The organism is Pontibacter anaerobius (genome assembly GCF_026241195.1).
Lineage (GTDB): Bacteria > Bacteroidota > Bacteroidia > Cytophagales > Hymenobacteraceae > Pontibacter > Pontibacter anaerobius.
The window spans coordinates 204,047-219,116 of record NZ_JAPFQO010000011.1 but is presented as its reverse complement, the minus strand read 5'-3'; the positions used below and the strand labels follow the sequence as shown (position 1 = coordinate 219,116).

Annotated in this window: 15 protein-coding genes; 12 read left to right on the top strand and 3 right to left on the bottom strand. The window is 47.9% G+C overall.

Going from position 1 to position 15,070, the window contains the following annotated elements; genetic code table 11:
- Window positions 1-67 precede the first annotated feature (67 nt).
- From OO017_RS16835 to hslV, 3 genes are all read right to left on the bottom strand, one after another.
- Window positions 68-1,324, bottom strand: coding sequence for a hypothetical protein (locus OO017_RS16835; protein WP_266053864.1), 1,257 nt, complete (start codon window positions 1,322-1,324; stop codon window positions 68-70).
- Window positions 1,325-1,431: 107 nt separating this feature from the next.
- The gene (locus OO017_RS16830) at window positions 1,432-2,403 is read right to left on the bottom strand and encodes a deoxyhypusine synthase family protein (protein WP_266053863.1); all 972 of its coding nucleotides are present in this window, start codon (window positions 2,401-2,403) and stop codon (window positions 1,432-1,434) included.
- A gap of 173 nt (window positions 2,404-2,576) precedes the next feature.
- Window positions 2,577-3,119 (bottom strand): ATP-dependent protease subunit HslV, encoded by a 543-nt coding sequence (hslV, locus tag OO017_RS16825; RefSeq protein WP_266053862.1) that lies wholly within the window; start codon window positions 3,117-3,119, stop codon window positions 2,577-2,579.
- A gap of 296 nt (window positions 3,120-3,415) precedes the next feature.
- Between hslV and pyrG the strand changes: the two genes are divergently transcribed.
- The 12 genes from pyrG to OO017_RS16765 all read left to right on the top strand — a co-directional run bounded on the left by pyrG (window position 3,416) and on the right by OO017_RS16765 (window position 15,036).
- A complete protein-coding gene (gene pyrG, locus OO017_RS16820) occupies window positions 3,416-5,029 on the top strand; it encodes a CTP synthase (RefSeq protein WP_266053861.1) in 1,614 nt (537 codons plus the stop codon).
- 29 nt (window positions 5,030-5,058) lie between these two features.
- Window positions 5,059-6,888, top strand: coding sequence for a membrane protein insertase YidC (yidC, locus tag OO017_RS16815; protein ID WP_266053860.1), 1,830 nt, complete (start codon window positions 5,059-5,061; stop codon window positions 6,886-6,888).
- A 102-nt stretch (window positions 6,889-6,990) separates the two neighbouring features.
- The gene (locus OO017_RS16810; RefSeq protein WP_266053859.1) at window positions 6,991-7,584 is read left to right on the top strand and encodes a hypothetical protein; all 594 of its coding nucleotides are present in this window, start codon (window positions 6,991-6,993) and stop codon (window positions 7,582-7,584) included.
- Window positions 7,585-7,594: 10 nt separating this feature from the next.
- A complete protein-coding gene (locus tag OO017_RS16805) occupies window positions 7,595-8,077 on the top strand; it encodes a DUF6438 domain-containing protein (RefSeq protein ID WP_266053858.1) in 483 nt (160 codons plus the stop codon).
- A 922-nt stretch (window positions 8,078-8,999) separates the two neighbouring features.
- The gene (locus OO017_RS16800; RefSeq protein ID WP_266053857.1) at window positions 9,000-9,680 is read left to right on the top strand and encodes a metal-dependent hydrolase; all 681 of its coding nucleotides are present in this window, start codon (window positions 9,000-9,002) and stop codon (window positions 9,678-9,680) included.
- 7 nt (window positions 9,681-9,687) lie between these two features.
- Window positions 9,688-10,470, top strand: a complete 783-nt coding sequence (locus tag OO017_RS16795) for a ParA family protein (RefSeq protein ID WP_266053856.1) — start codon at window positions 9,688-9,690, stop codon at window positions 10,468-10,470.
- Between the two features lie 13 nt (window positions 10,471-10,483).
- A complete protein-coding gene (locus tag OO017_RS16790) occupies window positions 10,484-11,398 on the top strand; it encodes a ParB/RepB/Spo0J family partition protein (RefSeq protein ID WP_266053855.1) in 915 nt (304 codons plus the stop codon).
- Window positions 11,399-11,403: 5 nt separating this feature from the next.
- The gene (locus tag OO017_RS16785) at window positions 11,404-12,054 is read left to right on the top strand and encodes a DUF5683 domain-containing protein (protein WP_266053854.1); all 651 of its coding nucleotides are present in this window, start codon (window positions 11,404-11,406) and stop codon (window positions 12,052-12,054) included.
- Window positions 12,051-12,767 carry a 4-hydroxy-tetrahydrodipicolinate reductase gene (gene dapB / locus OO017_RS16780; protein WP_266053853.1) on the top strand — a complete coding sequence of 239 codons (717 nt, stop codon included), beginning with the start codon at window positions 12,051-12,053 and terminating at the stop codon, window positions 12,765-12,767. The genes OO017_RS16785 and dapB overlap by 4 nt, the downstream gene beginning before the upstream one ends.
- Window positions 12,768-12,781: 14 nt before the next feature.
- On the top strand, window positions 12,782-13,888 hold the full coding sequence (gene lepB / locus OO017_RS16775) for a signal peptidase I (RefSeq protein WP_266053852.1): 1,107 nt from the start codon (window positions 12,782-12,784) through the stop codon (window positions 13,886-13,888).
- A 298-nt stretch (window positions 13,889-14,186) separates the two neighbouring features.
- Window positions 14,187-14,582: a lipocalin family protein gene (locus OO017_RS16770; protein ID WP_500797070.1), complete on the top strand. Its 396-nt coding sequence runs from the start codon at window positions 14,187-14,189 to the stop codon at window positions 14,580-14,582.
- A 13-nt stretch (window positions 14,583-14,595) separates the two neighbouring features.
- Window positions 14,596-15,036 (top strand): hypothetical protein, encoded by a 441-nt coding sequence (locus tag OO017_RS16765; protein ID WP_266053851.1) that lies wholly within the window; start codon window positions 14,596-14,598, stop codon window positions 15,034-15,036.
- Window positions 15,037-15,070 lie beyond the last annotated feature (34 nt).

Here is a 15,070-nt window from a genome sequence, read left to right as displayed (position 1 = left end):
AAATTGAAAGATAAATCCACGTGAAGGAGCCTCTTATGATACTTCACGTGGATACAAAATTGATGACTTAGTTAAAACTGTAACTCAATAGGAATAGCGTACTGGTTCTTGTTGCGATCGGCTTTCTTTTAGAGAAACCATTGCCTCTTTCAAACCTTAGCTCCGCTCCTAACTTGCCGTATGTGGCTCCTGCACCTACTAACAGTGCCTGTTCGGATTTGCTAAGGCTTTCTACCAGGTCCTTCTCTGTCACAGTTTCAGGCGAGAATAGCCGTTCGCGGAGAATTTTACGGCTGTTTGAGGAGACCAGTAAACTATTACTGATGCCAACGCCAATAAAAGGGGAAAACTTGGTGTTCACAAACTTATAGCGCACCATGTTCTGTAACGAAATATACTTCAGATCAAGCTGCATGTCATATTTCTGGTAACGCTCTTCTGAAAAATAGGACTCGTAGTAGCTGCTCATGCTGTAAGGTTTGTAAAGCAGTTCGTTCTGGACAGATACTTTGCCATGACCGCGAGGTATGGCCATGTTTAAGAATAAACCTCCTCCGTAAGAAAGTCCATTAAAATCGGATTGCAGCAAATGCGCAGGTGTAGGGTTCTTTTTGAATTCATAGCTAGTATAACCGCCACTTAAAACAGCCCCCCATCCAAGCCTGAATCTTTTCTCTGTAGCAACAAAATCTGCAGCCTCATCAGAAACACAGGCATTGTAAGTCTGTACCACCTTTGAAAGTGCCTTGGCATTGAAACCGATATTCTTTGACTGGTTCTTCGCTTCGTCACAGTCATCAAAGTATACAGCCAGCATGCCTTTATATAATTCCCGGTACGCGAACTGGTTTGTACCGTCTTCGGCACGAACTACCATCTGGTACTGCAGTTCCTGTGGCACTTCCACTCCTTTGCTAATGTAGAAGTGGTCTTTATTAACCTCATCTTTATAATGAAACAAGTTGGCAGCACCACGAACCAGGTAACGCAGCATCACGGTTCGTTGCTCTATCTTAGGTTTAGGGTCATTTTTGAGCACATGATAATCCATGCTGGTCATGTCCGCATCTACCGTATGAGTCACATAGGCATCTCCACCATCTATACCAAAGGCTACGATATCCATTAAGCCGAGTGTGGTAATAGCGGCATTTGCGTCTTTCTTTACCTCAAGTGTTGTGGGGTTCTGGTTCCAGTTTTTATCGTTAATCAGGCACTTGATTGTGTCGCTGGGTGCGTGTACCACATACCCAGGCTTGAACATATCCTGAGCAAAGCAAGCTGAAGCTAAACAGCTTAAGAGAAGGGTAAAAGTTGTTTTCATTTAATAACGTTGGTAAATATTAGCGCTCAAATATATGTGAATTCTATTATACAAAAAAAGCCAGGCATAACCTGGCTTTCCTGCAGTAAAAATATGTCTTCTGGCGCTTACATATCCAGCACCAGCGCGAAGATAAGTGGTGCCACAATCGTGGCATCAGACTCAATCATATACTTCGGAGTGTCTTTACCCAGTTTACCCCAGGTAATTTTCTCGTTTGGAACAGCTCCTGAGTATGAGCCGTAGCTGGTGGTAGAGTCAGAGATCTGAGCGAAGTAGCCCCAAAGCGGAACACCCTCGCGCTGCAGGTCCTGGTGCAGCATTGGCACCACGCAGATCGGGAAATCGCCGGCGATACCGCCACCCACCTGGAAAAAGCCAATGGTAGATTCTTCCTTGGCAGTTTGGGTATACCACTCCGCCAGCTCCATCATGTACTGTATACCTGTTTTCACGGTATGTACATTCTTAATATCGCCACTGATCACATGGCCGGCATAAATATTACCCAGCGTAGAATCTTCCCATCCCGGGCAGATGATCGGAAGGTTCTTTTTGGCAGCCTCCAGCATCCAGCTGTTCTTCGGGTCAATCTGGTAATACTGCTCCAGATCACCGCTTAACAGTATCTGGTAAAAGAACTCGTGCGGAAAGTATGATTTACCTTCCTTGTCGGCTTTCTCCCAATATTTAAGTACCGTATGCTCTAAACGGCGCATCGCCTCCTCTTCCGGAATGCAGGTATCGGTCACTCGGTTCAGGTGGCGGCTAAGGAGTTCCTCCTCATCAGCGGCAGAAAGCTCGCGGTAATGCGGTACACGCTCGTAAAAGTCGTGGGCCACCAGGTTAAATATATCCTCTTCCAGGTTAGCGCCTGTACAAGAAATGGCGTGCACTTTGTCCTGGCGGATCATCTCGGCAAGTATAATGCCCAGCTCAGCCGTAGACATGGCGCCGGCCAGCGTTATCAGCATTTTGCCCCCGTTATCCAGGTGCGTCTTATAACCTTCAGCGGCATCGATAAGAGAGGCCGCGTTAAAATGTTTGTAATGTTTCTTTAGAAATTCTGATACATTCATAGTTTGTCGCATAATGCCTGGCAAACTTTGTATCTCCCAGGCGGTGGCAAGTTAAGAATTATTCTAGTTTGGTTTATCGTTATTCGTGGTTGGGAAGTATAAAGTTCCTTCACAGCGGCTGTTACGGCGGCAAACTATACTTTCAGCACGCTAACGCCAGAACATTTACCTTCTTAAGATGCCGGCTTCTCTATAATAATGTTGTGGTTAGTATAGATGCAGATATCGGCAGCGATGTTAAGCGACTCCCGCACCATTTCCTCTGCCGACAGGTGTGGCGCGTGCTTTTTCAATGCCAAAGCGGCAGCGTGTGCGTACATACTTCCTGAACCTATGGCCGCAATCTGGTTATCGGGCTCCAGCACATCGCCCGTACCCGAAATGATCAGGAGTTCGTCTTTGTTGGCTACCACCATCATGGCCTCCAGCTTGCGCAGGTACTGGTCTTTGCGCCAGTCTTTAGCCAGTTCTATGGCGGCACGCTTCATGTTGTGCTGGTAAGCATTCAGCTTCTCCTCAAAACGCTCCAGCAAAGTAAAGGCATCGGCTGTAGAACCGGCAAAACCGGTTACGATCTTGCCATCCAGCAGCTTGCGTATCTTTTTTACATTGCTCTTGGCAATATGCTTGTCCATGGTGGCCTGACCGTCGGCTCCCAGCGCTACCTCGCCGTTATGGTAAATGCCGCACACGGTGGTTGATCTTATTTTTGTCATTCTGCTATACTTATTTTTGATGATAGATACGGGCAGCAACCATTCTATACTTCCTGCTGCTATTGGTAAAGCTACGGCAATTGCAAACAAAAAGCCAAAACGCCACCATGTGCCAGATTGGCGGAAAGTAAAGTATGGCTACGCTCCTGCTAAATGATTACTCCCCTCTTATTCCGCCAAATCATACTTGAATATTAAGAAAGATATACTATGACAGGTGCATAACTATTCCAGAAATGTCAGGTTTATCAAATTATAAACGTATCTTTGCAGCCCATAAGACCTAACCCAAACTTATGGCTACGAAATATATTTTTGTTACTGGCGGTGTTACCTCCTCCCTCGGAAAAGGCATAATTTCCGCTTCCCTTGCCAAACTTCTACAGGCAAGAGGCTTCTCTGTAACTATTCAGAAATTCGACCCCTATATCAACATAGATCCAGGCACGCTGAACCCATACGAGCACGGTGAGTGCTTTGTAACGGAAGACGGCGCAGAGACCGACCTTGACCTGGGCCATTATGAACGCTTCCTGAACGTGCCTACCTCGCAGGCAAACAACGTGACCACCGGCCGCATTTACCACCATGTGATTACACAGGAGCGCGAAGGCGCATACCTGGGAAAAACGGTGCAGGTGGTACCGCACATCACAGACGAGATAAAGCGCCGCATGCTGCTGCTGGGCCAGACAGGCGAGTTTGATATTGTAATAACAGAAATCGGGGGCTGTGTGGGTGATATTGAGTCGCTGCCGTTTATTGAGGCGGTGCGTCAGTTGCGCTGGGAACTTGGCGTGAACGAGACCTGTGTGATACACCTGACGCTGGTGCCATACCTGAAGGCAGCCGGTGAACTGAAAACAAAGCCAACCCAGCACTCTGTACGTGACCTTTCGGAGGCCGGAGTACAGCCAGACATTCTAGTCTGCCGCTCTGAGTACCATATCCCGTCGGACCTACGCAAGAAGATCGCACTTTTCTGTAACGTGAAGCAGAACTCCGTTATCGAGTCAATTGATGCGGAAACAATTTATGATGTGCCGCTGCTAATGCGCAAGGAGAAGCTGGATGAGCGTGTAATCTCAAAACTGAAACTGCCGCACAAGGCCGATCCAAACCTGGACACCTGGAAAGAGTTTTTGGGCAAACTGAAAAACCCTACTTCCGAGGTGAATATTGCACTGGTTGGTAAGTATGTAGAGCTTCCTGATGCGTATAAGTCTATTATAGAGTCGTTTGTGCACGCTGGATCAGCCAACGAGTGCAAAGTAAATATAAAGTGGTTCCAGTCGGAGAACATTACCGATGAGAACGTGGCCGGACTGCTGCAGGACATGGATGGCGTATTGGTAGCGCCGGGCTTCGGGGAGCGTGGCTTTAAAGGAAAGATTGAGTCTATCCGCTTCGTACGCGAGAACAAAATACCTTTTATGGGTATTTGCCTGGGCATGCAGTGCGCCGCCGTGGAGTTTGCCCGCAACGTGCTGGGCCTGGAGGGAGCCGCCTCTACCGAGATGGACCCGGAGACGCCTCACCCGGTGATCGATATGATGGAAGATCAAAAACAAATTACCCAAATGGGCGGCACTATGCGCCTGGGTGCTTATACTTGTGAACTAAAAAAGGGTACTAAGGCTTATTCTATTTACGGGAAGTCCAAGATTTCGGAGCGCCACCGCCACCGTTACGAGTTCAACAACAAGTACTTGCAGGCGTTTGAGGAGGCTGGCATGCATGCCACCGGCATTAACCCGGATACTGGCCTTGTGGAGATCATAGAGCTGCAGAACCACCCTTGGTTTGTGGCGGCACAGTACCACCCGGAGCTGAAAAGCACCGTGCTGAACCCGCACCCGCTCTTCGTAAAGTTTGTGAAGGCGGCCATAAACCATACAAAATCTAAATAAGCGCAATACACACAATTCAACAAAAGTAAATGGATAGAAATCAAGCGATTGGCTTTGGACTGATTGCCGTGCTACTACTGGCTTACTCGTTCTTTTTCTCGAGTCCGGAGCAGCCTGAGCAGCAGGCAATGCAGGAAACAGCCAAGGTAGAGCAGCTGCAAGCCACCACCCCAACGGTTCAGGAGGACGACTCGCTAGCGCAGGCCCGCAAAGCTGCCGCTCTGGGTAGTTTTGGCGCCGCCGCAACCGGTGAAGCCAGCATTGCTACACTCGAAAACGAAAACATCCGCGTTAGCATCAACTCTAAGGGTGGACAGGTAGAGGAGGTACTACTGAAAAACTATAAGACGTACCAGGGCGAGCCGCTCATACTTTTCGACAGCGAGAGCAGCAAAACGGACATAGCCTTTACGACGAACGACGGCAAGAAAGTACAGCTTTCTGATTTATACTTTACAGCCTCTGAGGTAAAGGATGTATCAGCCGAGGATAAGTCGGGTAAAACCATCACCTTCCGCGCTAATCTGGGCAACGGCCAGTACATCGACCAGGTGTACACGCTCTACAACGAGAACTTCATGCTGGGCTATAAGCTTGATTTTGAGGGGCTGGAGCAGCAGGTGGCAGGCAATAACCTGACCTTTACCTGGAGCGACAAACTGAAGCAGCTGGAGCGTGACCTGAAGCAGAACCGTGCCAAATCTACCATCAACTACGCAACGGTAGAAGACGGTTACGACAACCTTTCTATCTCAGAAGAAACAGAGACAGAGACAGTGGAGGCCCCGCTGAAGTGGGTAGCCAACAAGCAGAACTTCTTTACGGCGGGTATTATTGCGGGCAACCAGTTCTCCGGTGCTAAAATGACCACCACCGTTGATCCGGCCGATACCACCGTAGTGAAAACGCTTGCCTCCGAGATCCTTATCCCGACCAAGGATGTGGTAAGCGGCAATGGAGGCGAGTTCATGTTCTATTTCGGCCCGAACGACTATAAGATCCTGAAGAACCTGGGCTACGATTTTGACAAAAACCTTGACCTTGGCTGGGGTATCTTTTCGTGGGTGAACAAGTGGCTGATCATCCCGGCATTCGACTTCCTGGAGAACTACATCGGCAACTATGGTATCATCATCATCCTGCTGGTGCTTTACATCAAAACCATCCTCTTCCCGCTTACTTACAAGTCGTACTCCTCTATGGCGAAGATGAAGGTGCTGAAGCCTGAGATTGACGCTATTAAAGAGCGCAACGACGGTGACATGCAAAAGACGCAGATGGAAACCATGAAGCTGTACCAGGAGATGGGCGTGAACCCTCTCAGCGGCTGTATCCCGATGTTGCTGCAAATGCCGATCCTGTTCGCCATGTTCAACTTCTTCCCGAACTCCATCGAACTGCGCCAGGAAGCTTTCCTTTGGGCAACCGACCTTTCTACGTACGACGTATTTGCGAAACTTCCGTTCACTATCCCGTTCTATGGTAGCCACGTAAGTATGTTTACCTTGCTGATGACTGCATCCACCATACTTTATACCTGGTCTAACAATCAGATAAACTCACAGATGCAGGGCCCGATGAAGTTCTACAGCTATTTAATGCCGTTGATCTTCATGTTCGTACTGAACTCCTTCCCTGCCGGTCTGTCGTTCTACTACTTTGTTTCCAACATTGTAACCTTCGGTCAGCAGGCTGCTATCCGTTACTTTGTGGATGAGACGAAGATCAGAACCAAACTGGAGGAGAACAAGCACAAGATCAAAGAGAAGAAAGCAAAAGGTGGCCCATCATTTACAGAGCGTATGCAGGAAGCCATGCGCCAGGCACAGGACCAGAAGCGTAATAAAGCCAAGAAATAAGCTTTTATACTACTTCATATAAATGAAAAGCCTTTCCTACTTCGGAAAGGCTTTTTTTATGGCTACGGCGTTAAAGAATCCGTATGTATACTATATATGAAGATGAAGATAAGATCCACATTCAGGCTGCCTCTCCTGCTGCTGCCGCTGGGTTTGCTGGGCTGCCAGCAGAACACAGAGCAGGAAGAGGGCCTCGCCAGCACGCATCCACAGCTTGCAGAGGGCTTAGCCAATGATACCCTGACCGTACCTTACAACGATAGCACCAACGCCAAACTCTACAACCGCTACCGCATCACAACCGAGCAATACAGGAGCAGCGGGAACTACAGTGTCGGCAATATGTACCGCGGCAAACTTGCCCCGCTTGATGAAGATAGCCACACCGACGCCCGCACCTACCGCACCATACTTAAGCAAGGCATGGAACAGGGAGTAAACTTTGCCGGAAAGTATACCGTGGTAAGCATTGGCTGCGGCACCAGTTGCCAACAGCATTTTGTAATAGACCGCCAGTCAGGAAAAGTGTTGGACAAAATTCAGGGAAGTATGGGAGCCAGCTTCAGCGCCGATAGCCGTCTTTTTATACTGAATCCGCCGGACGAGGCAGTAAACTACAGCGAGTGCAAGCAATGTGAGCCGGAAGCGTATACTTTTGAGGCTGGCAAATTCCGGAAACTGGAGCAGGAACAATAGAAAGTATAACATGCTAAAATTTAAATTAACATACTGGCTGCTCTCCCTGGTGCTGCTCGGAAGTATACTTTTGGCGGGCTGCGTAAAAGGAACGGCTCAGCGTAACGAGCCCCAGAAACAGCCGCAGAAGCTGCTGCTATTTCAGAAGACCCCATGCTTTGGCACCTGTCCGGCTTATAACGCCACCTTTTACTCGGATGGCAGCTTGCTTTACGAAGGTTTTCGCTACGTGCCTGTACAGGATACGGTTCGGCTACAGCTAACACAGGAGCAGTTAAAACAAGTACAAAAATCCGTTCAGGAATTAGACTATACTTCATTGGAGAGCAGCTACCTTTCCCCTTATACCGACCTTCCCTCCTCTTACCTTACTTTCTACGAGAACGACAAAGAGGTGAAGCGGGTGAAGCACCAAGTAGAAGGCCCTGAAAAACTACAGCAAATTATAAAGGAACTACATGAGTTGGTGATGCTTTTGCTGACGGAGAAGTAAAATATTTTCCGCATTGCGGCTTGCTGATTTATTGCACGATTTTATACTTTACCCAAGCAATCTTATTATCACCTAAAACGAAGCGCGCCCTTTTCCATGGCTACGTTTGTTTTCCTGCGCCTGGCACTACTAAAAGTAAGGCGTAGCAACTTGCAAGCATATTACCCACACAGGTAAGCGAAAATGACCTGGCAACCTTTCAGGATGGGGAGAAGACCATGACGGAGCAAGCCGAGATTCCGATGGTGAACAAGGAAGGCCGCGTTGTGGAGGAAGCTCGCCCGAACAAGGAGAGAGCGAACATATTGAAAAGGTGCGGGAGAACATCCATAAACAAGAAGTTGAGGCTGACAAACTGAACCCGCGTAATGAAAACAGAGACCCTAATCAGCGCAGGGGTATCAACCTATAAAAATTCCGTATAGGATTTAAAACAAGAGATGCGTTCATTTAATGAAAGTTAACCCCTTTCTTATTATGTTATACTTTAAGTATGAATTTTAAAACTTGTGTACATGCTCAAGTTACAGCGTTTTCACAGGATTAGCCTCAATTCCTTTCCGCATCTGGCGAATCACCCCATCATGAAAAGGATACACAAGGACATTTCATCATTCCTGATCTGCCAAGTTTTATCCTTCTGATCCAGCTCCAGGAGGCCCATATAGAGCCGTGCGGCGGTTCAGATATTGGCTTAAACTCGAGCGAAGGTGGCGTCCGGGGAGGTAAATACTCCTGCATTACTGGCTATAATTTGCTCCTGTTGTTTGAGCCTCTGAACACCCGTTAAAAGGCCCCGAAATGTGGATAAATAAAGGCTATGTGTTCTAAAATGCCTCAAGCTATGTGGCTAAAAAAATGTATCTTTGTGGAAGTTTAAGTTATCTTGCGTAGATATAGAAAAGCTAAAATTGATAAGATTATGAAAATAACGTACTACGGCCAGTCTTGCTTTTTATTTGAGATCGGAAAGAACCGCGTATTGTTCGATCCATTCATTTCCCCTAACGAGCTTGCATCCAGCATCAACGTAGACGATATAAAAGCTGATTATATCCTGCTGTCGCATGGCCACCAGGACCACATACACGACGCTGAGCAGATAGCCCGCAACAACAACAGTACCATTATCGCTACTTTCGAGATCACGAACTGGTATGGTGCCAAAGGCCTCGAGAACCTGCACCCGATGAACACGGGAGGCAAGGTGACGCTACCATTCGGCACAGTAAAAATGGTGAACGCCATCCACTCCAGCTCTTTGCCAGACGGCACCTACGCCGGCAGCGCAGCGGGATTTGTAGTAGAAACGGAGAGCCAGACATTCTACTTCGCCGGCGACACCGCCCTTACCTATGACATGAAACTCATACCGGAGCAGTTTGACGTGGACTTCGCGCTGCTGCCTATCGGCGATAATTTTACCATGGATATTCACGACGCCATGGTGGCCGCCGATTTTGTGCAGGTAGAAAAAGTGATCGGGATGCACTTCGATACCTTCCCCTACATCAAGATTGACAAGGAGGAGGTGATGGAAGTGGCGCAGATGGCAGACAAGGAACTTATTTTGATGGAGATAGGTCAAACTATTGAACTATAAGTATAACATGGGAAAAATTATTGCGGTTGCCAACCAGAAAGGTGGCGTAGGCAAAACCACTACGGCCATTAACCTTGCAGCAAGCCTGGCAGCCCTTGAATATAAGACGCTATTGGTTGACGCCGACCCACAGGCGAACGCCACCTCAGGCCTTGGTTTCGACCCTGCTACCATTACCAGCAGCATTTACGAGTGCATGGTGGAGGATGTGAAGGCAGAGGACATCGTGCTACAGTCGCCAAACATCGAGTTTCTGGACCTGATCCCCTCGCACATCGACCTGGTGGGCGCAGAAGTGGAGATGATCAACATGCCAAACCGTGAGGAAAAGATGCGCGAGGCGCTGACTGACATGAAGCAGAAGTATGATTACATCATCATCGACTGCTCTCCGTCGCTGGGTCTGATAACTGTGAACTCTCTTACGGCAGCCGATTCCGTGGTGATACCCGTGCAGTGTGAGTATTTCGCACTGGAGGGTTTGGGCAAGCTCCTGAACACGATCAAGATCATACAGTCAAGGCTCAACCCGGAACTAGCCATCGAAGGCATTCTCCTGACAATGTATGACGTGCGCCTGCGCCTGAGCAACCAGGTGGTGGAAGAGGTGAAAACGCACTTCCAGCAGATGGTGTTCGATACTATCATCCCTAGAAACGTGAAACTGAGCGAGTCGCCGAGCTTCGGTATACCTGCCCTGCTGCACGATGCCGACAGCAAAGGAGCGCTGAGCTACCTGAACCTGGCCCGCGAAATAGCAGAGAAGAACAGCGTAGTGCTGGCGAAATAACAATTACGAGTACATGTCTGAAAACAAGAATTCTGCAGCGAAACGTAAAGGCGGCCTCGGCCGAGGCCTTGGCTCTCTTCTGGAGGGCAACAAGTACACCGGTAAAACAGAGTCTTCCACTTTAAACGACGTTAATACCATCGCAGACATAGCCATTGACCACATACAGACCAACCCTTACCAGCCGCGCACGCATTTTGACCAGGCTGCACTGGAGGAGTTGGCAGAGTCTATCAAAGTACAGGGCATTATCCAGCCCATCACTGTAAGACAATTAGGCCCGAACAGTTATCAGCTTATTTCGGGGGAGCGCCGTTACCAGGCTTCCAAGATTGCCGGCCTTAAAGAAATACCGGCTTACATACGCAAGGCCGATGACCAGCAGATGCTGGAGATGGCCCTGATCGAGAACATTCAGCGTGAAAACCTGAACGCCATCGAGATAGCCCTCTCCTACCAGCGCCTGCTCACCGAGTGTAGCCTGAAGCAGGAAGAACTGGGCGACCGCGTAGGCAAAAAGCGCACAACCGTTACCAATTACCTGCGCCTGCTCAAGCTTCCGCCGGATATACAGATCGCCCTGCGCGACAACGTGATCAGCATGGGACACGCCCGCGCCCTCATCAATATTGACACCATTGAGCAGCAGCTGGATGTGTTTAAGGAAGTGGTGGCCAAGGAATTGTCGGTACGAAAGGTGGAGGAACTGGTGCGTAACCTTCAAAACGCCAAGAAAAAACCGGATGCACAGCAAAAATTGATGTTCGGCAAGTATGACCAGGAGCTCAAGACAGTAGAGAGCAGGCTTACCTCGCAGTTTGGCACCAAGATACAGGTAAAGGCTAATAACGATGGAAAAGGGGAGATAAAAATCCCTTTTGTATCGGTGGATGAGCTGAACCGTATACTTGAGATACTAAACTACTAAAGCGAATGAGGAAGGTTGGCGCTGTGGCATGGCTGTTGGGCATGGTTTTATACTTTGCCCCGGCACAAACACAGGGGCAGGTAATTACTGCCGGCCCTGATTCTGTGCGCGTGCCCGTACCGCCAGACACGGCAGAGCAGCAAAGAGGCTTTTTCCTGAGCAAGTGGGACAAACCAGCTAAGGCAGCGTTATTCTCAGCCATTATTCCGGGTGCCGGACAGGTGTACAACAAAGCCTATTGGAAAGTGCCAATCGTGTACGCCACGGGTGCCGTGTTGACATACTTTTTTATCGACAACAACGATAAATTCCAGGATTACCGGGTTGCCCTGCTGCGCCGCACCGACAACGACTCGACAACTGTTGACCAATATGCAAATCACCCGATTCTTGGGGTACAGAATGGTACAAACGCTGTAAGCAATCTGCGCTACCGCCGCGACTACTATCGCCGTAACCGCGACCTGACCATCATACTTTCTGTCGCAGCCTATACTTTGCAGATCGCAGAGGCTTACGTGCACGCCCACTTAAAGGACTTTGAGGTGAGCGAAGACCTGGCGCTGCGTGTGCAGCCAAACCTGCTGCCGCTCCGTAACCAACCCGGCACCCTTACTCCCGGCTTTACCCTTACTCTATACACACGTTCAAAATGAAAATCCTTTTGATAGGCTATGGCAAAATGGGCAAAACCATTGAGCAGACAGCCCTGGCCAAAGGCCATCAGATAATCGGTAAAATAGACCACAGCAACACGCAGGAACTGCGGAAATACACCGCAGCTAACACCGACGTAGCCATTGAGTTCACGCATCCTGAGTCTGCCTTCTCCAACATCAGCTACTGCCTTACCCAAGGCATTCCGGTGGTATCCGGCTCTACTGGCTGGCTGGACAAGTATGAGCAAGCCGAAGCCTTATGCGCCGAAAACAAAGGTGCCTTTTTCTATGCTTCCAACTTTAGCGTGGGCGTAAACCTCTTCTTTCATTTCAACGAATACATCGCCAGCAAAATGAAGGACTACAAAGAGTACAGCGTAGCCATACGCGAGGTGCACCACCTGCAGAAGGTTGACAAACCGAGCGGCACCGGCATTACCACCGCCGAGGGCATACTTTCAAGCTACAAAGATTTAAGCGGATGGGTTAGTGATAATCCGGAAGAAAAAACTAAATTAAACATTGCTTCGGAGCGGGAGCCAGATGTAGTGGGCACACACATTGTTACCTATAGCTCTGAAGTAGATAAAATTGAGTTAGGACACATTGCCCACACCCGTGCCGGATTTGCCGAAGGCGCCGTAATGGCTGCTGCCTGGCTGCAGGGCCGCCAGGGCGTTTATGGCATGAAGGACATGCTAAACCTGTAACCATAACTTAGCAGATGAAAGTAAAATTTTGGGAAAGTAAACCCGAAACGAAAGAACCTAAGAAAAAGAAGAGCTTTTTCCGTGAGTGGGGCGACGCCATCCTTTTTGCCGTTATTGCCGCCAGCCTTATCCGCTGGGCCACCTTTGAGGCCTATACCATCCCTACGCCATCCATGGAGAAATCACTGCTGGTTGGTGACTTCCTGTTTGTGAGCAAACTGCATTACGGTCCGCGCACCCCTATGACGCCCCTACAGGTACCACTGACGCACCAGACCATTTGGGGCACGAACATCCCCTCCTACTCTGACGCCATCCAGCTGACATCGTACCGGTTGCCGGGATTCTCAGAAGTAAAGCGTAATGATGTGGTAGTGTTTAACTTCCCTCCGGAAGAGCAACACCCAGCCGACCTGCGCACTAATTATATCAAGCGTTGTATCGGCCTTCCGGGGGATTCCCTGGAGGTAAGGGATATGCAGGTATTTATAAACGGCGAGGCCATTGAGAATCCGGAGAAGCTTCAGTATAAGTATGTGATAGTGCCTACCATGCAGCTTTCCGATAAGTTCTTCCAGGACCGCAACATCAACCTGAATGATTTGCAAATGTTTGATAATGGCTATGTAATTGATGCCACCCCGGAGGTAGCCGATGAAATATCCAAGCTTGACTTTATTAAGGAGGTGATTCTGTATAAAGATCAGCCTGACAATGCTGAGGCAGCCGTGTTCCCTCACATGCCAAGCCAGTATAAGTGGAACAAGGATTTTTATGGCCCGATTTATATCCCGAAAGAAGGCGCAACCGTGGCCATCACCCCGGCTACACTGCCATTGTATGAGCGTGTTATCCTGGAGTATGAGCACAACGAAAATGCCGAAGTACGCGATGGAAAACTATACCTTGATGGGCAGGAAGCAAAGCAGTATACCTTTAAACAGGATTACTACTTTATGATGGGCGACAACCGCCACAATTCCCTCGACTCACGCTACTGGGGCTACGTGCCAGCAGACCACATTGTAGGTAAGGCCGTGATGATCTGGATGTCTACCAATCCTGAAGGTAACATGTTCAGCAAAATTCGTTGGGACCGCATCTTCAACATCATAGACTAAGGTTTTATGCTTATAGGACACAGCAAAGCCAGCCTCTCAGGGGTTGGCTTTGCTGTTTTTATACTTTAGCGGCTCTTCCTGTTTAAACACATTCCTTTACAATCTAGAAACACCTTCTAAAGAGTCCAACAGAAACTACGCTTCGTCTGGATCTAACGCTTTTTTTATCGCTTTTAATGAAAATTGTAGTTCAATAATATTCTAGAGTATATTAAACTTACTATATTTGGCCCGTATAATCATTTAAACATTATAATTTACGAACAAACTTAAGCTAGTTACACTTTTCTTTGCTTCTTTGTGCCTGCTCACATTATCGAGCTGTGATAAGGATGATGACGAAAGCCCAAAAGTTTCCAACATTGATTTGCTGACAGCAGGCAAATGGAACGGAAACGCGGTTTACTACAAAGGTAAACCTATGAGTGTCGAAGAATTCGGTTCAGATATCAAAGACATTCAAATTCAGTTCAACAAAGACGGATCTTATATTCATTTCGGAGAAGGTGAAGAAATCGGCAATGGAACCTGGGAATTTACTGCGGATGAAAATAGCATTATCCAGGACAAAGGATCTGAAGATGAGTATGTATTTGATATCAACAAATTAACATCCTCAGAACTCTATTTCGAAACTGAAGAAGTAATTAGTGATGAACTTACTGATATTGTAGAATATAGATTTAATAGATAAACTAACAAAACCGATGAACAAGCTTAAATTACTTACATTTTTATTCGCTTCTCTGCTCATGCTGACACTGGTTAGCTGTAGTAAAGATGATGATGCAGATCTATCTAAAATGGATCTACTAACAGGTGGCGAATGGACAGGACACCAGTTCTGGACCTCAGGTATGAATGTGACAGATCAACTAGTAGAATTTGGCTATAAGGTAGCCAAATCAAAAGCCAACTTTTCAAAAGACGGCTCTTATACGATGAAGTATGATGGCGATCTGGTACAATCAGGCAACTGGGAGTTTGGCAGTGGCGAGCAAACAATTATACTTGATGAAGGTACAGAAGATGAAACAATCTTCACAATAAACAAACTGACTTCTTCTGAGCTTTACATGGATGGTGAAGTTTCTATCGATTCAGAAGGTTACATGTCGCTGGAAGGTGAGATCCGATTGAAGCGATAACACTTTTTTTAAGTATAAACAGCAAAGGCTCCTG